Source organism: Pseudomonas sp. BB438, from assembly GCF_057180225.1.
Genome location: NZ_CM170001.1, coordinates 4,756,780 through 4,778,531 on the forward strand (window position 1 = coordinate 4,756,780; position 21,752 = coordinate 4,778,531).

The window sequence follows — 21,752 nt, forward strand, 5'->3', positions numbered from 1 at the left end:
CCGCCCGGCTTGTGGCCAGACGGTGCGGGCAAGGCAAGGCTAAAGAGCGGTGGAACGAGCGGGCTGATCTGGGGCTTACTGGGCGTCGGGCTGCACCTCCGGGGCGGCCTGCTGGAAGGCGTCGAGGGTCTCGCAGCGCGCGGCGATGGCGAGCAGGCGCGGGCATCCGCTGAGGTCGCAATCGAAGCGGCGGGCGTTGTACAGCTGGGGAATCAGGCAGGCCTCGAAATAGCCGGGGCGCTCGCCGAGGGACAGCGGGCCGCTCCAGTGGGCGACGCCCTCCTCCACCGCGCGCAGGCCGGTCTCGACCCAGTGGCGGATCCAGGCGTTCTTCGCCTCGTCCGTCACCGCCAGCGGGCCGCTGAGGTAGTGCAGCACGCGCAGGTTGTTCAGCGGATGGATATCGCAGGCAATGTGCAGGGACAGCGCGCGGACTTGAGCGCGTTGCAGCGCATCACGCGGCAGCAGGCCGGGTTGCGGATGGGTTTCGTCGAGGTATTCGAGGATGGCCAGGGACTGGGCGATGCGCGCGTCGCCATCCACCAGCAGCGGCACCAGCGCCTGCGGGTTGAGCGACTTGTACTCGGCGGCATGCTGCTGGCCGCCGTCCTTCACCAGGTGCACCGGCACCTGGCGGTAGGCCAGGCCCTTGAGGCCGAGGGCAATGCGCACGCGGTAGGCAGCGCTGGAACGCCAGTAGGAATACAGGGTGAGCATGGCGGTTCTCCGCAGGCGGCCACGCTGACTGCGCGGCCGCCCTGCAAGCGCGTTACTGGTCGGAGATCACGCCACGGCGAATCTGGTCTTCCTCGATGGATTCGAACAGCGCCTTGAAGTTGCCCTCGCCGAAGCCCTGGTTGCCCTTGCGCTGGATGATCTCGAAGAAGATCGGGCCGATCACCGTGTTGGTGAAGATCTGCAGCAGGATGCCGTCGTCACCCGGTGCGCCGTCGATCAGGATGTTCAGCTCGCGCAACTGATCCAGCGGCTCGCCGTGGCCGGCGACACGGGTGTCGACCTTGGCGTAGTAGGTGTCCGGGGTGCTCATGAAGTCCACGCCGTTGGCGCGCAGCTGGCGCACGGTGGCGTAGATGTCCTCGGTGGTCAGGGCGATGTGCTGGATGCCTTCGCCGTGGTACTCGCGGATGAATTCCTCGATCTGCGACTTGTCGTCCGCCGACTCGTTGATCGGGATGCGGATCTTCCCGCAGGGCGCGGTCATGGCGCGGGACAGCAGGCCGGTGAGCTTGCCTTCGATGTCGAAGTAGCGGATCTCGCGGAAGTTGGCGATGCGCTCGTAGAAGCCGGACCAGACATCCATCTGGCCGCGCTTGACGTTGTGGGTCAGGTGGTCGATGCAGAGCAGGCCGACGGCGTTGTCGTTGGCGCTGCGGCCTTCGATGAACTCGAAGTCGACGTCATAGATGCTCTTGTCGCCATAGCGGTCGACGAGATACAGCAGGGATCCGCCGATGCCCTCGACGCAGGGGATGTTCAGTTCGCCGAAGTTGGCGTGGCTGCCCACCAGTTTCGCGCCCTGGGATTCGACATAGGCGGCGGCCTGCGCGGCGTTCTTCACCCGGAACGCCATGGCGCAGGCGCTCGGGCCGTGCTTCTTGGCGAACTCGTGGACGTGGCCGGTGGGGCTGCCGTTGAGCACGATGTTGATGTCGTTCTGCTGGAACAGGAAGACTTCCTTGGAACGGTGCTTGGCGGTCTCGGTGAAGCCCATGCCGGTGAACAGCTGGCGCAGCTGTTCGATACCCTGGGCGTCAGGGGCGGTGAATTCGACGAACTCGAAGCCGTCGGTGCCGATGGGGTTGTGTTGTTCGATCTTGGTCACGGCGTTCATCCGGCCTCCTCGTTGTCGTTATCGGCTGGATCGGCACAGGGCCGTCCAGGCGTCTGGAATGCCTTCATCTCACCCGCCGGCGAGCCCCGGAACAAGCCGGGTACGGACCACCCGCGACGCAGTGGCGACGGTCGCCCGGCAAGAAATCCTTACACCGCTCACAGCCCCGTGCGGCATGCCGCCGCACCGTAAAGAAATCGTGACAAGGTGGTGCGCCCGCCTGCCAGTGCGAGTGCCGCGCTCTCGTCAGGGCGCCGTGCGGCAGCTACCATGCGGCCCATCTCCCCTGCCCGAATCGGACTATGGCCCGCGCCGCTCCCCCTGATTTCGACGCCACACCGGCCTCGCTTCGCGCCCTGGCCCGCAGCTACCCGCGTGGGCTGCACATCGAACCGCACGCCCACGACTGGGGGCAGGTGCTCTACGCGATGTCCGGGGTGATGTGGCTGGAGACACCTTCCGAAGCCCTGCTGGTGCCGCCCAACCGCGCCGTCTGGTTACCGCCGCAGGTGCCCCACGGCATCCGCGTGGTCAGCGAATTGCAGATGCGCAACATCTACCTGCGGCCGGGAACGGCGGACGCCCTCGGCGAGCAGGTGCAGGCCTTCGAAGTGGGCGGACTGCTGCGCGAGCTGATCGTCCGGCTGGTGGAACAGGAGCACGAGCCGGACACCGACTACTACCAGGCGCTGTCGCAACTGGCCGTGCTGGAGCTGCAACGCGCCCGCAGCCTGCTGTTGCGCGTGCCGCTGCCGGACGACTCCGACCGCCGCCTGCTGAACCTGTGCCTGGCAGTGATGGCCGAGCCGAGCCAGGAGGTTTCCTTCGAACAGCACGCCGCCGACGCCGGCGCTAGCGTGCGGACCCTGGCCCGGCTGTTCCAGCGCAGCCTGGGCATGGGCTTCGCCCAATGGCGCCGGCAGGTGCAGCTGGCCACCGCGGTGGCGCAGCTCAACGAAGGCATCGCGGTGAGCCAGATCGCCGATGGGCTGGGGTATCAGCCAGGGAGTTTCAGCGAGATGTTCCGCCGCGAGCTGGGTGTGGCGCCTTCAGAGTATTGCGCGCGGTAAGCCGGGCCTTTCGTAGGAGCGAGCTTGCTACACGCTCTGGCTCTAGTTCTGGTTCTGGTTCTGGTTCTGGCTCCAGTTTCTAGAAGACTTCCAGAGAAACCTCCAAGCGCTCCGGAATGCCCCTGAAACTCCGCTTCAACGAGGGAATTTTTCGCCTAAGCGAAAAACCGGATGGAGGGGCAAGACTTTTTGGTTCCTTTTGTGGCGTTTGACAAAAGGGACTCGCCGAGAGGCGAAACCCCATCCGTCAGCGCACACCGAAGCGACGCAGGACACTTCAGAGCGAGGAGGCACATCGCGGACGAAGTCCGCTCCTACGCGGGCACACGCCCATCCAATACTCCCCACCGACATCTGTCCGATATTCCGAAGCCAATGACCGGCGGCGCCCCGGCGCGGCTCCTAGACTGGCTCCATTCCCGCCAGCCGCCGGAACCACCCGCGGAGGACAGCATGAGTTACCTGATTTCCCTGGCCATCGGCATCGCCGTCGGCCTCGCCTACCACTTCCTCGACTTCCGCTCGCCAGCGCCGCCGCTGGTGGCGCTGGTCGGCCTGCTGGGCATGCAGATCGGCGAGAACGTCCTGCCGCTGCTGACCCGCTGGCTCCACTGAGTCCCCCCCTACAACTGATTGCCAAGGACCCGTGCCCATGAAAGCCCTGCAGTTCGACCGCACCGGCGACCTCGCCGCCCTGAGCTTCACCGAGATCGCCGACCCGGTGCCCGCCGCCGAGGAAGTATTGGTGGAAATCCAGGCTGCCGGCCTGAACCCCAGCGACGTGAAGAACGTCCTCGGCCGCTTCCCCTACACCACCCTGCCCCGTGTGCCCGGCCGCGACTTCGCCGGCACCGTGGTGAAAGGCCCGGCCGAACTGCTGGGCAAGTCCGTCTGGGGCACCGGCAAGGGCCTGGGCTTCACCCGCAACGGCAGCCACGCCCAGCTGATGAGCGTGCCGGCCGGCGGCGTGGCCCTGATGCCCAAGCGCATGAGCTTCGCCCAGGCGGCCAGCTGCGGTGTGCCCTTCACCACCGCCTGGGACGCACTGGAGCGCAGCCAGGTCGGCGCCGGCACCCGCCTGCTGGTGATCGGTTCCGGCGCCGTCGGTGCGGCGGCCATTTCCCTGGCCAAGGCGCGCGGCGCCCAGGTGCTGGGCGCGGTGCGCCGCGCCGAATCGCAGGTGGAGCTGCAGGCCCAGGGCGTGCCGAGCCTCCTGCTGGGGTCGGCCGACACCCTGGCGGCGCAGGTGGAAGAACACTTTCCCGGCGGCGCCGAGGTGATCTTCGACACCACCGGTTTCTGGCTACCGGCCGCGGTTTCTGCCCTGGCCACCTTCGGACGTATCGCCATCATCGCCGCTCCCGTGGACGGCCACGTGCAGCTGCCGGCCCTGGCGCTGTATCGCCGGGGCGGTTCGGTGGTGGGCGTGAATTCGCTGCTGTACGACACGGTGGCCTGCGCCGCGATGCTGCGTCAGTTCGGCCAGTGGTTCGACGATGGCAGGCTGCCACTACCAACCGGCCTGCGCGAAGTGCCGCTGGGCGAAGGCGTGCAGCGCTACCACGAGATCAACGAAGGCAGCAGCGAGAAGATCATTCTCGTGCCCTGAGTGCGGATACGGCTGGGAGGTCCACCTCTCAGCCGGCGATCTGCATCGGCCCCCGCCGTTTGTCCCCGTGCACCTGTTCCAGCGCCAGGCACTGGTCGAGGAACATGCGCATGTAGCCGTAGCTCTTGCAGATCGCCTCGCGCAGGGCCAGGCAGCGCGGCATGGCGAGTTGCGGGCCGCACAGGGTGCAGATGATCTCCAGGGCCTCCCAGGGATGATCGTCGTCGTAACGGGCGTGCATCTTCAGCCAGCGCATGGCGTCCTTGCGGGTGCCGGCCGGCAGGGTGCGTTCGTAGGTGTCGGTGGAGCAGACCAGCGCCGACCAGTCGCCGGTAGCGCCTTCGATGGCGTAGTTGGTGGCCGCCATGGCCAGCGCCAATTCTTCGGTCGCGCAGCTGTGCCAGCACCAGTGGCCGAGGGCGTGAAGTTCGGCGGGCACCAGCTGGGCCTTGAGTTCAGCCAGGGTGACACCGTAGGCCTCGGCCCAGCGTACCCAGTAGTCGGCATGGTTGAGCTCGACGCGGATATTGCGCATCAGCCAGCGCCGTGCCATGTCTTCGCCGGGGCTGCGACCGAACCGCGTCTTGAGCAGATTGTGGGACATGTACAGGGGGAACTGCTCCACCACCTGCCAGCCACCGATGAGGAAGGCGCGCATGGTCTGGCGGCTCAGCTGGCCGTCACGCATTCGCGCGTAGAGGGGGTGCTCGACGACGGCCAGGCGACTGGCCTCGCACTCCTGCACCAGGCGCTGGGCCCAGTGCGGATAGCTGGAAAGCTCCTTGAGCGGCCCACTGCGAACAAAGGTGTCGTTCATCCAGGACTCCGTTGCTGGTCAATCCATGCAAGCACCGGTAAATCAGGCCTCAGGTTAGTCCTGTCTTGGCGGCGCGTCACCGTCCGGAGGTTGTGTCAGATGCTACGGCTGCGACGTGCGTCTCACGCAGGAAGCTGTCATTGAACGGCTGCGGCCGGGCCAGGCCGTAGCCCTGGGCGTAGTCGATGCCGATTTCGCGCAGCAGTTCGAGGATTTCCTGGGTCTCGACGAACTCCGCCACCGTGCGCTTGCCCATCACGTGGCCGATCTGGTTGATGACCTGGACCATGGCGCGGTCGATGGGGTCCTCGAGCATGTCCTTGATGAAGCTGCCGTCGATCTTCAGGTAGTCCACCGGCAGGTGCTTGAGGTACACGAAGGACGACATGCCGGCGCAGAAGTCATCCAGCGAGAAACGGTAGCCCAGCGACTTGAGTTCCTGGATGAAACGCGTGGCGTTGACCAGGTTGGCGATGGCGCTGGTCTCGGTGATCTCGAAGCACACGCTGGACGGCTCGATGCCGTAGCGCGGCTGGACCTCGCGGAGGAAGTCGAGGAAGGTCTCGTCACCGATGGTGGCGCCGGAGAGGTTGATGGCGCAGGTGTGGATCGGTTCGTAACCACCGTCGGCGATGCGTTCGGCCAGGGTCCTGAAGGCGTTCTCGACCACCCAGCGGTCGATGTCCGGCATCAGCCCGTAGCGCTCGGCCGCGGGGATGAAGTTGATCGGCGCCACCAGCCGGCCGCACTCGTCGTTCAGGCGCAGCAGCAACTCGACGTGAGCCCCTTCCATGGCCCGCGGCTCGACCGGGAAGATCGACTGGGCATAAAGGCAGAAACGCTCTTCCTCCAGCGCCAGGCGGATGCGTTGCACCCAGGCCATCTCGCCGACGCGGTTGGACAGCTCGGTGTCGTCCGGGCGGAACACCTGGGCGCGGTTGCGACCCTTTTCCTTGGCCATGTAGCAGGCCATGTCCGCGCAGCGCAGGGCTTCCTCCACCGACACCAGCAGGGTGGAAATATGCACCACGCCGATGCTCACGGTGATGTTGAAGCCACGGCCTTCCCACATGAAGTGCAGCGCCTGCACGGTCAGGCGGATGCGTTCGGCGATCTGCACCGCGAGATCGGCCGGGCAGTGCTCCAGGAGGATGCCGAACTCGTCGCCACCCAGGCGCGCCAGGGTATCGCCGTCGCGCAGGCACTGCTGCAGCACGGAGCAGACCTGGCGCAGCAGCTCGTCGCCGGCGGCGTGGCCGCAGGTGTCGTTGACCAGCTTGAACTGGTCCAGGTCCAGGTACATCAGCGAATGCGGGTCGTGGGAGTCCGCCGAGCTTTCCAGGGCCTGCTTCAGACGGAATTCGAATTCGCGGCGGTTGGTCAGGCCGGTCAGCGCATCGTGGGTAGCCTGCCAGGACAGGCTCGCCATGTATTGACGCTCGCGAGTCATGTCGTGAAGCACCAGCACCACGCCGACCACCCGGCGATCGGCATGGATGGGCGTGGCCACCAGGGTCACCGCGACGCTGGTGCCGTCCAGGCGCTGGATCAGCTTGCTGGTTTCGCTGCCACCATCGACCTCGCCCCGCAGGATCTGCCCCACCAGAGGCAGGCCCTCGACCTGGGAGTTCTCGTCGAACACCCGCAGCAGCGAGCGCAGCGGCAGGCCGACGGCCATGGAGTTGTCCCAGCCGATCAAGCGTTCGGCGGCCGGGTTGAAGTAGGCGATGCATTCGTGCGCATCGAGGGTCACCACGCCATCGCCGATGGCCGCCAGGGTCGTCTGCGCGCGCTCCCGTTCGGTGTCCAGGGCACTTTCGAAGGCGCGCTGCTGGTGCAGCAGCTTGCGGGTGCGCCAGACCGCCAGCAGGATCAGTGCCAGGCCGGTCAGGCCGTTGACCACCAGCAGGACCCACATGATCATCCGCGACCCCTGCCCCAGCGCGGCGGAGAACGCCATGGCAGCCGGCGTGACACCATCGTTGATCGCCTGGATACGGTCGTTCCAATAGCTCAGGTCACCGGGTCGCACGTCGTTCGCGCGAATCTTCGCGACCATCTCGTCGGAGAGTTCTTCCAACTGGTCGAGGTAGGCGTCGCCGATGATCCACATCCGCACCGCCTGGTCGAAGTAGCTGTACTCGTGGAAGCAGCGGTACAGCCAGATCAGCGCGCCGACATCATCGGGATGGATACCGCCCTGCAAGGCGCCGGCACGTGCCAGTTCCAGATCGGGTTGGCTGAGGTCGAGGGCGGCGCGGAACATGCGGTCGCCCTGGGGAATGGCAATGGCCGTGCGGTAGCGCTCGTAATCATTCTGATCATGGCTCTGGCCATAGAGCTGCAGGTAATGAATGGCGTCCTTCTGACCCTTGGACCAGAGGCTTTCGCCACCGACGTAGGCGCGCACACCGGAGAGGATGAAGAAGCTTCCGCTGCCGATCAGCGTCTGTAGCAGGACAACGACCATGAACGGCCAGACCAGCTTCAGCAGACGCGTCGTACGCCGGGTCGGCAACAGTCCCATTGCATCCATCACCAGTTTCGGCTTCCTTCTATCAATTCCTGGCAGGCCACAGGTGGGGCGCTAACGCCTCACCCCGGGACTTTTCTGTCAGGCCGCCCCTTCCTTAACTTCTAGCCGATCGCGGGAATTCCTCAAACCGTCCGGCATGAGCTGGATAGGCCCTACGCGCACCGTCCGGCGGAAAAGTTCGATTCCACAGCGTGAAAGGCCCTCGATCGCCACCCGGCAGCGAACAGCGCCAGCCGATTAATGGCCTTGCGACAGCGAAGGCCATGTGCCATACCTCAGACGATCGTGCAATCTGCAAAGTGCAATCTGCACGGTAGACCGGGCAATCCCAATCAATGGATGGAGCCGCCATGCCACGTCGGGATATGGACAGGCAGTACGACCGGCTGGTGGGCCTGACCTATGAGTGCGTACTCGACGAGGCGAACTGGCTGCCGCTGCTCACCGAGCTGATTTCCGCCAGCGGTCGCCAGCAGGGCGCCCTGTTGTTCTGGGACCAGACCGAAAGTGGCGCACTGGCGAGCGAGATCAACCTGTGCGACCCCGGCGCCATCGAGATCTACAACCGCGAGTTCTGCACCATCGATCCATCCAAGGGCTTCATGCTCCACCGCCCAGTCGGCCAGTGGTACCACGACCGCGAGGAATTCGGCTCGCAGCGCATGGCCCGGGACCCTTATTACCAGGAGTTCCAGCGGCCCAACGGAATGCACAACGTGTCCTGCCTGAAGCTCCACGAACAAGCCAACTCGGGCGTCTACCTGTCGGTGCTGACCAGCCTTGGCGCACGCTATCCCGATGCGCTGGAACAGACCCTGCTGTCCCGCCTGAGTCAACACCTGATCCGCGCCGCGCAGATGTTCGGACGTATCGACGACATGCGCCAGCAGCTGGCCCACCGCGACCTGCTGCTCGACCAGCACCCCACGCCGTTGTGGCTCCTCGAGGGGAACGCCCGCGTGCTCTACGCCAACCAGGCGGCGCGGCAGTTGCTGGGGCGGCGTGTCGGGCTGTTCCATGAAGTCTTCGGCCGTCTGCATTGCCGCCGGCACGACGCGAAGCTCCAGGCCCTGGTCCGCCATGCCGCACCACGCACCGGCAAGGCCAGGGCCGGCTGGCTGCCACTGGATGATGGCAGCGGGCAGGAACTGCTGGTCACGCCGGTCCCCGCCGAGGCGAGCTTCAACCAGCCGTTTCAGCGTCCGCTGGTGCTGCTGGCCTTGCTCGATGCGCACCGCCAGAGCCGCCTGCTCGGCGAGCTGTTCGGCCTCACCCCGGCCGAACAGCGCCTGGGTGACCTGCTGGTTCGCGGGTTGCCCCCCGAACAATGCGCCGACCAGCTCGGCACCTCGATCAACACGGTGCGCAGCCAGCTGCGCGCGCTGTTCCGCAAGACTCACACCAGCCGCCAGGCCGAGCTGGTCAGCCTGCTGGTGAGGCTGGGGCAACGCTGAATTTTCGCGGCCGTCATTCATTCAGATGATGGCCCGGGGCCAACCGCCCCCTAAGGTGTTGAACGGATCACCGGCCGAGCCGGTGGCGCTTTCTTCTCACTGAGCGGTATCCCAGGTGAACGGCATGGACAACGGCACCCAGCAACATCCGGACTCACTCACCGAAGCCATCGAGCAACTCGAACAGCAGCTGCGTCACCTCCGGGATGACGAAACCGGCCTGCTGGCGCTCGCCAGCGGCACTGCGCCGCCAGCGGAAGCCCCCCGCGTGGTGCCCTTCCCCCGCCGCCGCGAACGGCCGATGGGCGAAGGCGCCGGCAATGCCGTGCTGATGGACTACCTCTACGGCATCGACAGCACCCTGCGCTCGCTGCTGCCCGACGGCCCCACCGAAGAACTGTTCCGCTACGCCAGCTCTGCCCCCGCATCGCGCGCGCTGCGCTCACGCCGCCAGTTGCTGGCGCGGGAGATCGACCGCTGCTGTGAACAGCTCAGCGGGCAGGCGCGCATCCTCTGCGTGGGCTGCGGACACCTGCGTGAGGTCGAGCTCGCGCGCTCGCTGCGCCATGGCCACTTCCGCCAGTTCACAGCGCTGGATGCCCAGGCGCTGTCGCTGCAGACGGTGGAGGCCAGCTACGCCGCGCTCGGCGTTCAGGCACAGCAATGCACGCTGGACGACCTGTTCTACGGACGCCAGGACCTGAGCCATTTCGACCTGATCTACTCGCCGGGCCTGTACGAGGTGCTGGACGACCATGACGCCCGCGACCTGACGCGCAACCTGTTCGCCCGCCTGCTTCCCGGCGGGCGTCTGCTGATGGGCAACTTCCTGCCTGGCGTGCCAGACATCGCCTACCTCGAAGGCCTGCTGGACTGGCGCCCGCACTACCGCAGCGACGCCTCGCTGCTCGACCTGCTGCTGGGCATCCCCTACAACGACATCGGCAGCGCGCGGGTCTTCCACGACCTGGGCAATTGCGTGGCCTTCCTCGAAGTCACCCGCTACGGCTGATCAACCCTGCTGCAGGTGACCGTACAGGCGGGCGTAAAGTCCGCCTCCGGCGATGAGTTGCTGGTGGTCGCCATCCTCGGCGATGCGACCGCCGTCGAATACCAGTACACGGTCGGCCTGCTTCACCGCGGACAGGCGGTGGGCAATGATCAGCGTGGTACGGCCCTCGAGGAAGCGCTCCAGTGCCTGGTGCAGGGCGTATTCGGTGGCGGCGTCGAGAGCAGAGGTCGCCTCGTCGAGGATCACCACCTTCGGCTCGGCGAGCACCATCCGCGCAATCGCCAGGCGCTGCCGCTGGCCGCCGGAGAGGCGCACGCCGGAACGTCCGACCACGCTGTCCAGCCCGTGCGGCAAGGTGCGGATGGTGTCCGCCAGTTGCGCCACGTCCAGTGCGCGCCAGCAGGCTTCGTCGTCACGCTCGCGGCCCATGGTCAGGTTGGCTCGCACCGTGTCGTTGAACAGCGCCGGATGCTGCAGCACCACCGCGACATGCTCACGCACGCAGTCCAGGCCGATCTCCTCCAGCGCCGCGCCGCCATAGCGGATGCTGCCGGATTGCGGCTGGTAGAGCCCCAGCAGCAGCTGCACCAGGGTGCTCTTGCCGCCGCCACTGGCACCGACGATGGCCACCTTCTCGCCGGGGGCGATGTCCAGGTCGAGGCCATCCAGCACCCGTTCGTCGCGGTAGGCAAAGCTCAGGTCGCGCACCTGGATACCAACGCTGGTGTGCCCGGCGAACGGGTCGCGGCGATGTTCGTAGTGTGGCTCGTCAGAACGCGCCAGCAGCTCGTTGATGCGGGCCAGCGCACCGCCGGCGGCGTAGAAGGCGTACTGCAGGCTGAGCAGTTGTTCCACCGGGCCGATCATGAACCAGAGGTAGCTGAACACCGCGAGCATCTGGCCGATGGACAGGTCGGAGAACAGCACGGTGAGCATGGCCGCGGCGCGGAACAGGTCGATGCCGAACTGGAACAGCAGGCCGCTGGCACGCCCGGCGGCATCACTCTTCCATTGCGAAGCGACGGCATAGTCGCGCACTTCGCGGGCGCGCACGCCCAGGCGACCGAGGAAGAAGCCCTGGCGGTTGCCGGCGCGCACTTCCTGGATCGCTTCGAGGGTTTCGGTCAGTGCCTGGGTAAAACGCGAGGTGCTGTCGTTCTCCAGCTTCTTCAGGTGCTTCACGCGCTTGCCCAGCTGCACCGTGGCGAAGATCACCAATGGGTTGAACAACAGGATCAGCAGCGCCAGCTTCCAGTGCATCCAGATCAGGATGCCGGCGGTGCCGCAGAGCGTCAGCAGCGCGACCAGGAAGCGGCTCAGGGTATCGCCGACGAACTTGTCGAGGGTGTCGAGATCGGTCACCAGGTGCGCACTGACCGAGCCGCCACCGAGGGTTTCGTACTCGCCCAGGGCGATGCGCTTCAGGCGCTCGATCAGGCGCAGGCGAATGCGGTACACCACGTCCTTGGACAGCCGCGCGAACAGCTTGGCCTGCAGCACGTTGAACACCAGCGCGCAGCTGCGCAGCACCAGGGTCACCAACAGCATCAGGCCGATGTAGCCGACCGGTTTGTGCCACCCTTCGGGCAGCCAGTGGTTCATCACCTGCAGGGCAGCGTCGCCCTTGCCCAGCAGCACCTCGTCTACCAGCAGCGGCAGCAGCAGCGGGATCGGTACGCTGCAGGCGGTCGCCAGCACGGCGACCAGGTTGGCGAGGAGCAGGGCCTTGCGGTGACGGAAAGCGAGCCGGCGAATCTCCGCCCAGCTCAGGCGGTCAGCGGACAGCTCAGGCATACCGCCCGCGCTCCAGCCAGCGTTCCAGCAGCGGGGCGAGTTCGCCCAACGGCTGGTAGCCGTTGGTCAGCAGGGCCAGTTGGCCATCGCGCTCGGCCAGCAGCGTGGGGAAGCCGGCGATGCCCAGGTCGCGGGCCCAGGAAAAATCGGCCAGGGTTGCCAGGTGGTTGTCCTGGCTGTCGAAGGCTTCGGCGAACTCGATGCGCGGCAAGCCCACGTGCTCGGCCAGCTCGGTGAGCACGCTGGCCTGGGTCACGTCGCGGCCCTCGGCGTAGAAGGCGCGCTGGATCTCGCCGACCAGCGCCCAGGCGCACTCCTCGTCCAGGCGGCGTGCGGTGACCACTGCACGGCAGGCCGGCTCGGTGTCGTAGATGAAACCGTCGGGCAACGCGTCTTCGAAGCGGAACGGCTGGGCGGTGGCGTCATGCACCGCATGCCAGTGTTCGAGGATGTAACGCCTGGTGGTCGGCTCCAGCGCAGCGCCCTGCCCCGTGCGCAGCCCGCCCATCACCAGCGCCAGCGGCACACCTGCGGCGCGCGCCTGCTCCACCAGCTTCCCGGCCACCGGGGCGAACCCCCAGCACCAGGAGCACATCGGGTCCATCACGTAGAGCAGGCGGCTGGTCATGGATCAGTTCTCCGCGCGGGGATCACGGCCAATGGGGTGCGGCTGGTTGCGCTGACGCGCCAGCTCGATCTGCTTCTGCCGCTCGCGGGCGCTGGCGCGGGTCTTCTCCGACAGCGAGTCCCAGCAATGCGGGCAACTGATGCCCGGTGCGTAGTGTTCGGAGGCGCGATCCTCGACCGAGATCGGATTGCGGCAGGCATGGCACTGATCGTAGTCGCCTTCGCTCAGGTCATGGCGCACGGTCACCCGGTTGTCGAACACGAAGCAGTCACCGCGCCAGAGGGTGTCGGACTCGGGCACTTCCTCCAGGTACTTGAGGATGCCGCCCTTGAGGTGGAAGACCTCCTCGAAGCCTTCGTTGAGCATGTAGCTCGAGGCCTTCTCGCAGCGGATGCCGCCGGTGCAGAACATCGCGACCTTCTTGTGCTTCGCCGGGTCGTAATGTTCGCGGATGTAGTCGGGGAATTCGCGGAACGACTTGGTCTTCGGGTCGATGGCGCCTTCGAAGGTGCCGATGGCCACTTCGTAGTCGTTGCGGGTGTCGATCAGCAGCACCTCGGGATCGGAAATCAGGGCATTCCAGTCCTTGGGCTCGACGTAGGTGCCGACCTTCGCGTTGGGGTCCACGCCCGGCACGCCGAGGGTGACGATTTCCTTCTTCAGCTTGACCTTGGTGCGGTAGAAGGGCTGCTCGTCGCAGTAGGACTCCTTGTGGTCCACATCGGCCAGGCGCGCATCGGTGCGCAGCCAGGCGAGCAGGCCGTCGATGCCGGCGCGGGTGCCGGAGACGGTGCCGTTGATGCCTTCCTCGGCGAGCAGGAGGGTGCCCTTCACGCCATTGTCCAGCAGGGTCTGCAGCAGGGGTTCGCGCAGGGCGACGTAGTCGGGCAGGGAGACGAACTTGTACAACGCCGCGACGACGATTCTTTCGGTGGTCATGCATCACTCCAGTGGTCGCCCGCGTAAAGGGCGGACCGGGCTTCTTGGGAAACAAAAGCTGATCGACAGCTGAAAATGACAGCGCCGGCCAAAGGCCGGCGCTGGGAGTCGCATTCTACACGGAGCGGGGCCAGCCCCGCACGCGCTTGGTCAGCTCGCCGCTCACTGCTGATCGTGCTTGCTGCCACCGCGGCAGGTCGGCGAATCCGGTGCCTGCCCCTGCTGCGCCCATTCCTCAGGGGTGTAGGTGTGCAGGGCCAGCGCATGGATCTGGCCCATCAGCTCACCGAGCGTGCCGTAGACCTTCTGATGCCGCTTCACCGCGTTCAGCCCGGTGAAGGCCGGGCTGACGATCACCGCCTTGTAGTGCGTTTCCTGTCCGCGGCTGTGCATATGGCTCTCGTCGAGCACCTCGAGGTGTTGCGGTTCGAGGGCGCCCAGGGCGGATTGGAGTCGGTCACGCATGCTCATGTCGGGTCTCGCTGGCAATCAGTACGGTTCAGTCAGGTCGGAATCAGGATGATCAGGGCTTCTTGGCCGGTGCGGCCGGGGCCTTCACGCCCAGTTCCTTGTCCATGTCGGCCATCAGCTTGTTCACCGGGTCCACTGCGGTCTGCAGTTTGGCCTGGGTCAGTTGGGCGGATTCGGCGGTCAGGCGCGGCATCTTCTCCAGAACCTTGCGGCCCAGGGGAGAGGCGTAGAAATCGTTCAGTTGCTTGAGCTCGGACTCGCTGAAGTTGCTGGTGTAGAGCTTGACCAGATCAGGCTTGATCTTCTCCCAGCCCACGGCGCGGTCCAGTTCGGCGTTGGCCTTGGCCTGGTAGCGGTCGAGTACGGCCTTCTTGCTGTCCGGCGCCTTGGCCTGGGCGAAGCGCTGGGCGAGCATCTGCTGGACTTGCGCGTAAACCGGTACGGTCAGTTTGTCGGCATGGACCTGCTTGAGAAATTTCTCCGCCTCGGCGTTGGCATCAGCCAGTGCCACGGAACTGAAGCCAACCAGAAGTGCTGCGGTGCAGAGGGAACGAAGAACAGTCATGGGGCGGTCCTGTGAGTCTGAAGGGTGTCCGGGTGGGACCCGCCATTCTGCGCCTAAGTTCGGAATGTGCTCAAGCGAATGCCAAATGGCCTGGAAGTGACGGGCTTCTCTTGTAGGACAGTCCGTGAAACGGCATGCTGCGGCGCGTTGCCACATGGATGTGACCGATGAACACCCTTACCCACCCGCCGACGCCCGTCGCCGCACCGCCCCTGTGCGATGCGCGCGGCCGCCTGAACGCCGCGGCAGTGGGCTGGTCGTCACGGCCGCAGACACTCTGCCAGCTCTCCGGCAACGCCGGCCGGCGCAAGCGCTGGAACCACTGGTGCATCAACGCGCCGGGCTGGATGCTCTCCGTCACCATCGCCGACCTCGACTACCTGGGCTACGGCGCGGTGTATTTCCTCGACCTGGAAACCGGGCGCTCGGTGCATCGCACCCAGTTCAGCCCCTTCGGCCTGGGCTGCCACCTGCCGGATACCCCGAACCAGAGCCACCGCTTCGAACACGGCCAGTTGCGCCTGGGCTTCGACGAGCAGCCCGGCCAGCTGCGCATCACAGCCTGCGCGCCGAACCTGGGCGGGCAGCCGCTGAATCTGTCCCTGGAGGTGCAGCGCCCGGCGCACCTGGAATCGGTCAACCTGGTGGTGCCGATGACCGGCAAGTGCTTCCACGCCTGCAGCCGACAGATGGGCCTGCCGATCAACGGCAGCCTCACCCTTGGCCACAAGACCTACCGCTGCACCGAGGGCCGGAGCTTTGCCGCGCTGGATTTCGGCCGGGGCGTCTGGCCCTTCAACACCCACTGGACCCGCGCCGCCTTCGCCGCGCCCGGCGGCATCGCCGGCAACTTCGGCAGCGGCTGGACGGAGAACAGCCATCTGAGCGAGAACGCCCTGTGGTTCGGCGGCGAGCTGCAGCCCCTGAGCGGCACCGTGGATATCCGCCAGGTGCCGCATGACCCGCTGTCGCCCTGGAAACTGCGTGGTGCCGACGAGCGCGTCGATCTCACCTTCACGCCAAGCAAGCTGCACCGCGCCTGCCCTCGCCTGGGGCCGCTGTTCGCCGAAACCAGCCAGTGGTTCGGCCGCTTCGACGGCTCCTTGCGCAGCGCCGAGGGCGATCTGGTGCCGGTCAAGGCCGCGCTGGGCTGGGTCGGTGCGACACACGCTCGCTGGTGACCCGTCGCCGGGGAAATGAAACACCACTGAAACCGCTCTATCACGGCCATTGAGCCAGAGTGGAACCCGGAAGCCCCGCAGCGGCCTAAACTGGCCGAGACCCTTTCCGGAGAAAACACCATGAGCCGCACCGAAACCGACAGCCTCGGCCCCATCGAAGTCCCTGAGGATGCCTACTGGGGCGCGCAGACCCAGCGCTCGCTGCAGAACTTCGCCATCGGCGGACAGCGCATGCCGCTGGCCGTGGTCCACGCCCTGGCCCTGATCAAGAAGGCCGCCGCGCGGGTCAACGCGCAACTGGGCGAGCTGCCCGAGAACATCACCAGCCTGATCGAGGAAGCGGCCGACGAAGTGCTGGCAGGCGAGCATGACGACCAGTTCCCCCTCGTCGTCTGGCAGACCGGCAGCGGTACCCAGAGCAACATGAACGTCAACGAGGTCATCGCCGGGCGCGCCAACGAGATTGCCGGCAACGGTCGCGGCGGCAAGAAGCCGGTGCACCCCAACGACCACGTGAACCGCGCACAGAGCTCCAACGACAGCTTCCCCACCGCCATGCACATCGCCGCCGCCCAAGCGGTGCACAACGACCTGCTGCCGGCCATTGCCGAGCTCAGCGGCGGCCTCGCCCAGCAGGCCGCGCGCCACGCCAATCTGGTGAAGACCGGGCGTACCCACCTGATGGACGCCACGCCCGTCACCTTCGGCCAGGAGCTCTCCGCCTTCGTTGCCCAGTTGGACTACGCCGAGCGCGCCCTGCGCGCGGCGCTGCCGGCGGTCCACGAGCTGGCCCAGGGCGGCACCGCAGTCGGCACCGGGCTGAACGCGCCGAAAGAGTTCGCCGATGCCATCGCCGCCGAGCTGGCGGACCTCTCCGGCCTGCCCTTCGTCTCTGCGCCGAACAAGTTCGCCGCCCTTGCCGGCCACGAACCGCTGGTGACCCTGGCCGGCGCCATGAAGACCCTCGCGGTGGCGCTGATGAAGATCGCCAACGACCTGCGCCTGCTCGGCTCCGGCCCGCGCGCGGGCTTCGCCGAGGTGAAGCTGCCGGCCAACGAGCCGGGTTCCTCGATCATGCCCGGCAAGGTCAACCCGACGCAGTGCGAGGCGCTGTCGATGCTCGCCTGCCAGGTGTTCGGCAACGACGCCGCGATCACCTTCGCCGCCAGCCAGGGACACCTGCAGCTCAACGTCTACAAGCCGGTGATCATCCACAACCTGCTGGAGTCCGCACGCTTGCTGGCCGACGGCTGCCGCAACTTCAACACCCACTGCATCGCCGGCATGGAGCCGGACGCGGCGAAGATGCGCGAGCACCTGGACCGCGGCCTGATGCTGGTGACCGCGCTGAACCCGCACATCGGCTACGACAAGTCCGCCGAGATCGCCAAGAAGGCCTACGCCGAAGGCAAGACCCTGCGCGAAGCCGCGCTGGAACTGGGCTACCTGACCGATACCGAGTTCGACCAGTGGGTGCGCCCGGAGACCATGCTGGAGGCCGGGCAGAATGGTTGAAGCGACCCGCTCCGGCGCCACGCCGATCGAGGGCGACGGCAAGCGCGTGCTGCTGGTGCTGGGCTCGCCCAAGCCTGGCGGCTTCTGCCATGCGGTGGCCGACGCGTACGCCCTCGGCGCCCGCGCCAAGGGTCACGTGGTGCACACGCTCAAGCTCGGCGAGCTGAACTTCGATCCGGTGCTGCGCGGCGGCTACGAACAGAGCCAGAGCCTGGAGCCGGACGTGCTGGAAGCCCAGCGGCAGATCCACTGGGCACAGCACATCGTCTTCGTCTACCCGATCTGGTGGGGCGGCCTGCCGGGCCTGCTGCAGGGCTTCTTCGACCGCGTGCTGCAGCCGGGCTTCGCCTTCCGCTACCGCTCGATGGAATCCCGCGAGTTCGAACCGCTGCTGGGCGGGCGCACTGCGGACCTGCTGGTCAGCCACGACCAGACCCACTGGCATTACCGTCTGCGCCAGGGCGCCCCGGCGCATCGGCAGATGACCCGCTGCATCCTTGCGCCCTGCGGCATCGCCCTGCACCACCTGGAGGAATTCAGTCCGGTGCGCGGCTCCAGCGAAGAACAGCGGCAGGCCTGGCTGCGCCGTGCCGAGCAGTTGGGCTCGCAGGCCTGAGCGACGGGAGGGCGCCTCGCGACCTCCCGCCATCCCCATCAGTCATTTCCCGCCCTCATCCGGAAGCCACCTACACCCACCCCCGGTCCCCTCTCCCTAGCATGCGCTTGCCCCAATCCGAGGGTTCCCATTGCCTCTGGAGGCAGCATGCTTCGCAAATTCTCTGCCGAAATGATCGGCACGTTCTGGCTGGTGTTCGGTGGCTGCGGGAGCGCCATCTTCGCGTTCCACGCCATCGGCGTGCTGGGTGTCGCCCTGGCCTTCGGCCTGACGGTCATGACCATGGCCTACGCGATCGGCCCGATCTCCGGGTGCCACCTCAACCCCGCCGTCACCCTCGGCCTGTGGGCCGGTGGCCGCATCCACCGGGATATCGTGCTGCCCTATATCACCGCGCAGGTCATCGGCGGTGTACTGGCCGGTGCCGTGCTCCTGTCCATCGCCTCCTGCAAGCCTGACTTCGATGCGCTGGCCGGCTTCGCCGCCAGCGGCTATGCGGAAGGCTCGCCCAGCGGTTACAGCCTGCAGGCAGCCTTGGCGATCGAGGTCCTGCTGGCCGCGTTCCTCCTGTTCGTGGTCATGGGTGCCACCGACATTCGCACACCGAGCGGCTTCGCGCCGCTGGCCATCGGCCTGACCCTGGTGCTGATCCACCTGATCAGCCTGCCGATCACCAATACTTCGGTAAACCCGGCGCGCAGCCTGGGCGTGGCGATCTTCGCCGACCCGTTGTTCATGCACCAGTTGTGGCTGTTCTGGTTCGGACCGCTGGCGGGCGGCGTGATCGGTGCGCTGACCTACCGTGCGGTGCGCCCGAACGCCGTCTGAGCCCGGCACTCGCGACTCCGATAACGGGCGCCTTCGGGCGCCCGTTTGATTGGCGGATCAGAAGTACTGGGTAAGACTGAACTTGGCGTTGCGGCCCTGGCTATACACGCTGTCGCCGGCCAGCGCCGGGTGATAGTCGCGGTTGAACAGGTTGTCGACGGTGAAGTTCAGCTCGGTGTTCTCCAGGCCCAGGCGACGCGGCTTCCAGCTGGCGAACACGCGGTGGGTGTCGTAGCTGTCGTTGACGGTCTGGTCCCAGAAGATGTCGCCGACGCTGGTGCCCATGCCGCCGGAGTACTTGTCGCTGGGCAGGCGGTCGGTCTTGCGGACGAACTCGCCCTGCCAGCCGATCTGCGCGTCCCAGGCCGGGATCTTGGTGCCCAGGGTGGCGACCCACTTGGCCGGCGGCACGTCGCGCGCCCATACGTTCGGGCCCCAGGGATTGCTGTAGGCGCCCTCGTGCTGGCCGGTCACCCAGGAGTAGGACAGCCCGCCGAACAGCCAGGGGCTGTCGTAGAAGCTCTCGATCTCGAAGCCCTTGTAGGTCACGCCCGGCAGGTTGCGGTAGTTGGACAGCGGCAGGTACGCGCCGCAGCTGCCGGAAATGCTGCCGTTGTCGATGGCCTGCTGTTCGCAGCCGACGCTGCGGGTGCGGAAGATTTCATCCTTGATCTTGTTCTGGAACAGCGTGGTGCGCACCTGCAGGTTGTCGCCGTTGATGAACAGGTCCGGCAGGTTGACCAGCGAACCGAAGCGCAGCGCGTGGATGCGCTCGGGGTCGAGATCCCGGCTGGTGGCGCTCACCGTGCTGCTGTTCTGCACCTCGTACATCTCGTCGATCACCGGCGCGCGCCAGGTGCGGCTGTAGTCAGCGAAGAAGCCCAGGCGCTCGGTGGCGGTCCAGAACAGCGACAGGCGCGGCGACCAGCCGCTGTAGGTCTGCGCGCTGTAGTCGTGGCCTTGCGCGGCATTGTTGTAGAGCGGCGCGTCGTTGTCCTTGCCCTGGTTGCGTACATGGTCAAAGCGCAGCGACGGGGTGATGGTCACGCTGCCCAGGGTCAGCGCGTCCTGGATGTAGGCACTGTTGGTGTTCTGCTTGCCGCTGGGCATGAAGGTCGGCTGGAAATGGCCGTAGTTGTAGCGCGCGGTGTTGTAGGTGGAACCGGGGATGTACATGTCGGTGGTGCGGGTGTGGCGGTGGAACTGCGTGCCGACGGTGAACGCGTGCTGCACCGGACCGGTGGCGAACAGGCTGGTGTTGCGCAGCTCCAGCACCTTGTCCTTGTAGTCGGTGTCCATCTTGCGACCACCGGTGGAGACCTGGAAGAAGGCGTCCGGATTGCGCTCGTCGGTCTGGTCGATATGCGACTCGGAGTACTGCACCATCAGGTCGACCAGTGGGTTATCCACAGGGTGGTATTCGTACTTGCCGGACCAGGTGGTGTCGGTGGTGTCGCGGTGCGCCAGCAGGCGCTTGAGCGCGGCCTCGTAGCCGTAGCGGTCGATGCTCGACTGGGTCGGTGGCGTCGGGTAGGACGCCGAGGAGAACGGCGTCCAGCGGGTGCTGTGCGAGCGGCTGTAGGCCAGGCTGATGTCGTTGTCGAGGTTCGGGTGCAGGTTCAGCTTGAACAACCCGGCGTCGAGGTCCTGGGCGCTGTTGGGCAGGCGGCTGGGGTTGATCGGGTAGTTGCCGTTCGGATCGGGGATGTGCCCGGCGAGCTTGATGTCACGGCCGTCACGGGCGGTGAGGTAGGCCAGCGCGTCGACCTTGCGGTCCTCGGTGCGGCCGTAGACAGCGCCGCTGTAGATTTTCTGCTGGTCGTTGGAGTGGTAGCCGTACTTGAGCATGGCGCCGACGTTCTGGTCGTCACGCAGCATGTCCGGGGCGTCCTTGGTTTCCATGTGCACGGTGCCGCCGAAGCCGCCGTTGCCGTTGTAGACCGAGTGCGGGCCCTTCTCCACCTCGATGCGCTTGATCAGCTCCGGCTCGATGAACACGGTGCCCTGCTGGTAGCGCTCGAAGCCGCTCTTGGGTGCACCGTCGAGGGTGAAGGGGACGTCCTCGGCATCGCCCAGGCCCCAGATGTTGACGGTCTGCCCCCCCGGCTTGGGCGAGCCGCCCATGCTCACGCCGGGCAGCGTTTGCAACAGGGTGGGAATGTTGTCGGCCTGGAGACGCTCGATGTCCTTGCGGGTCAGGGTCGAACGCCCGACGTTGCTGGAATCCACCGACAGGCCGCTGCCGACGATGGTCTGCGAATCCAGCTCGATGGCGTTGTCGCTGAACCGATCGACCTTGCCCGCGCGCCGTACCACGAAACCGTCACCCGCCTCCACCAGCTCCAGGGACGAGCCCTTGAGCAGCTGTTCCAGCGCCTCGCGCATGCTGTAGCGGCCGCTTACCGCCGGTGCCTTGAGGCCTTCGAGCTGAGCAGCGTCGTAGAGCACCTGCACGCCGGCCTGCTGCGACAGGCTGCCGATGGACTCACTCAGCGGCTGTGCCGGCAGGTCGACCTGCCAGTCGGCGGCGCGGCTGTACTCGGCCAGCATCAGGCTGCCGAGCAGCACGGCGCAGCCCAGCGGGCGTGCGAACGGGAAGTTGAAACGAGACTGCATGCAAGGCCCTCCCCAGGGTCGAAAAGCGCTGCGCGTTTCGCAGCGAATGACGGGGAAGACCCTCAATCGAGAAAAACCCACACCTGCAAATAAAAATATTTCTCAAAAAAAGAATCGACGCTGGGTCGTGGGCATTTTTGTAGGAGCGAGGGGGACGCCCAGCCCTTGCTCGCGAACCCGCCCCACTCCGCTGCTGCCGGGGAGTCCTTTCGCGAGCAAGCTCGCTCCTGCAAGAGACGCTGCCCGGCG

General features: G+C 66.4%; 19 protein-coding genes. 9 read left to right on the top strand and 10 right to left on the bottom strand.

Translation table 11 applies throughout. The annotated features are described in order from the left end of the window. Positions 1 to 75: 75 nt before the first annotated feature. Positions 76 to 717, bottom strand: a complete 642-nt coding sequence (maiA, locus tag AC1ZV1_RS21800) for a maleylacetoacetate isomerase (protein ID WP_484293582.1) — start codon at positions 715 to 717, stop codon at positions 76 to 78. Between the two features lie 52 nt (positions 718 to 769). Continuing rightward, positions 770 to 1,852: a 4-hydroxyphenylpyruvate dioxygenase gene (gene hppD / locus AC1ZV1_RS21805; protein WP_484293583.1), complete on the bottom strand. Its 1,083-nt coding sequence runs from the start codon at positions 1,850 to 1,852 to the stop codon at positions 770 to 772. 302 nt (positions 1,853 to 2,154) lie between these two features. On the opposite strand from hppD, the gene AC1ZV1_RS21810 reads away from it, so the two are divergent. From AC1ZV1_RS21810 to AC1ZV1_RS21820, 3 genes are all read left to right on the top strand, one after another. Next, positions 2,155 to 2,922 (top strand): AraC family transcriptional regulator, encoded by a 768-nt coding sequence (locus tag AC1ZV1_RS21810; RefSeq protein WP_484293584.1) that lies wholly within the window; start codon positions 2,155 to 2,157, stop codon positions 2,920 to 2,922. Between the two features lie 453 nt (positions 2,923 to 3,375). After that, a complete protein-coding gene (locus AC1ZV1_RS21815) occupies positions 3,376 to 3,537 on the top strand; it encodes a DUF1427 family protein (RefSeq protein WP_484293585.1) in 162 nt (53 codons plus the stop codon). 37 nt (positions 3,538 to 3,574) lie between these two features. Then, complete coding sequence (locus AC1ZV1_RS21820) at positions 3,575 to 4,531, top strand: quinone oxidoreductase family protein (RefSeq protein ID WP_484293586.1); 957 nt, start codon at positions 3,575 to 3,577, stop codon at positions 4,529 to 4,531. A gap of 28 nt (positions 4,532 to 4,559) precedes the next feature. On the opposite strand, the gene AC1ZV1_RS21825 is transcribed toward AC1ZV1_RS21820, so the two are convergent. Continuing rightward, entirely contained in the window at positions 4,560 to 5,348 is a 789-nt protein-coding gene (locus AC1ZV1_RS21825; protein ID WP_484293587.1) for an iron-containing redox enzyme family protein, read from the bottom strand. A gap of 76 nt (positions 5,349 to 5,424) precedes the next feature. Further along, positions 5,425 to 7,875 carry an EAL domain-containing protein gene (locus AC1ZV1_RS21830; RefSeq protein WP_484297602.1) on the bottom strand — a complete coding sequence of 817 codons (2,451 nt, stop codon included), beginning with the start codon at positions 7,873 to 7,875 and terminating at the stop codon, positions 5,425 to 5,427. A 359-nt stretch (positions 7,876 to 8,234) separates the two neighbouring features. Here AC1ZV1_RS21830 and AC1ZV1_RS21835 point away from each other — a divergent pair, with 359 nt between their 5' ends. Beyond that, positions 8,235 to 9,338 (top strand): helix-turn-helix transcriptional regulator, encoded by a 1,104-nt coding sequence (locus AC1ZV1_RS21835; RefSeq protein WP_484293588.1) that lies wholly within the window; start codon positions 8,235 to 8,237, stop codon positions 9,336 to 9,338. A 124-nt stretch (positions 9,339 to 9,462) separates the two neighbouring features. Continuing rightward, the gene (locus AC1ZV1_RS21840) at positions 9,463 to 10,350 is read left to right on the top strand and encodes a class I SAM-dependent methyltransferase (protein WP_484293589.1); all 888 of its coding nucleotides are present in this window, start codon (positions 9,463 to 9,465) and stop codon (positions 10,348 to 10,350) included. Here AC1ZV1_RS21840 and AC1ZV1_RS21845 read toward each other — a convergent pair whose 3' ends face one another. From AC1ZV1_RS21845 to AC1ZV1_RS21865, 5 genes are all read right to left on the bottom strand, one after another. Then, positions 10,351 to 12,144, bottom strand: a complete 1,794-nt coding sequence (locus tag AC1ZV1_RS21845; protein WP_484293590.1) for an ABC transporter ATP-binding protein — start codon at positions 12,142 to 12,144, stop codon at positions 10,351 to 10,353. It abuts the gene before it with no gap. Next, a complete protein-coding gene (locus AC1ZV1_RS21850; RefSeq protein ID WP_484293591.1) occupies positions 12,137 to 12,772 on the bottom strand; it encodes a DsbA family protein in 636 nt (211 codons plus the stop codon). The genes AC1ZV1_RS21845 and AC1ZV1_RS21850 overlap by 8 nt, the downstream gene beginning before the upstream one ends. Before the next feature lie 3 nt (positions 12,773 to 12,775). Then, the gene (gene trhO / locus AC1ZV1_RS21855) at positions 12,776 to 13,711 is read right to left on the bottom strand and encodes an oxygen-dependent tRNA uridine(34) hydroxylase TrhO (protein WP_484293592.1); all 936 of its coding nucleotides are present in this window, start codon (positions 13,709 to 13,711) and stop codon (positions 12,776 to 12,778) included. Positions 13,712 to 13,873: 162 nt separating this feature from the next. Then, complete coding sequence (locus AC1ZV1_RS21860; protein WP_484293593.1) at positions 13,874 to 14,182, bottom strand: BolA family protein; 309 nt, start codon at positions 14,180 to 14,182, stop codon at positions 13,874 to 13,876. A 52-nt stretch (positions 14,183 to 14,234) separates the two neighbouring features. Beyond that, positions 14,235 to 14,747 carry a DUF2059 domain-containing protein gene (locus tag AC1ZV1_RS21865; protein WP_484293594.1) on the bottom strand — a complete coding sequence of 171 codons (513 nt, stop codon included), beginning with the start codon at positions 14,745 to 14,747 and terminating at the stop codon, positions 14,235 to 14,237. Between the two features lie 167 nt (positions 14,748 to 14,914). Between AC1ZV1_RS21865 and AC1ZV1_RS21870 the strand changes: the two genes are divergently transcribed. The 4 genes from AC1ZV1_RS21870 to aqpZ all read left to right on the top strand — a co-directional run bounded on the left by AC1ZV1_RS21870 (position 14,915) and on the right by aqpZ (position 18,887). Continuing rightward, positions 14,915 to 15,928, top strand: a complete 1,014-nt coding sequence (locus AC1ZV1_RS21870) for a DUF2804 domain-containing protein (RefSeq protein WP_484293595.1) — start codon at positions 14,915 to 14,917, stop codon at positions 15,926 to 15,928. A gap of 120 nt (positions 15,929 to 16,048) precedes the next feature. After that, the gene (locus AC1ZV1_RS21875) at positions 16,049 to 17,443 is read left to right on the top strand and encodes a class II fumarate hydratase (protein ID WP_484293596.1); all 1,395 of its coding nucleotides are present in this window, start codon (positions 16,049 to 16,051) and stop codon (positions 17,441 to 17,443) included. Next, on the top strand, positions 17,436 to 18,059 hold the full coding sequence (locus tag AC1ZV1_RS21880) for an NAD(P)H-dependent oxidoreductase (protein ID WP_484293597.1): 624 nt from the start codon (positions 17,436 to 17,438) through the stop codon (positions 18,057 to 18,059). Before AC1ZV1_RS21875 ends, AC1ZV1_RS21880 begins: the two co-directional genes overlap by 8 nt. A gap of 147 nt (positions 18,060 to 18,206) precedes the next feature. Beyond that, positions 18,207 to 18,887 carry an aquaporin Z gene (gene aqpZ, locus AC1ZV1_RS21885; protein ID WP_484293598.1) on the top strand — a complete coding sequence of 227 codons (681 nt, stop codon included), beginning with the start codon at positions 18,207 to 18,209 and terminating at the stop codon, positions 18,885 to 18,887. Between the two features lie 57 nt (positions 18,888 to 18,944). On the opposite strand, the gene AC1ZV1_RS21890 is transcribed toward aqpZ, so the two are convergent. Further along, complete coding sequence (locus AC1ZV1_RS21890) at positions 18,945 to 21,503, bottom strand: TonB-dependent receptor (protein ID WP_484293599.1); 2,559 nt, start codon at positions 21,501 to 21,503, stop codon at positions 18,945 to 18,947. Positions 21,504 to 21,752: the final 249 nt, after the last annotated feature.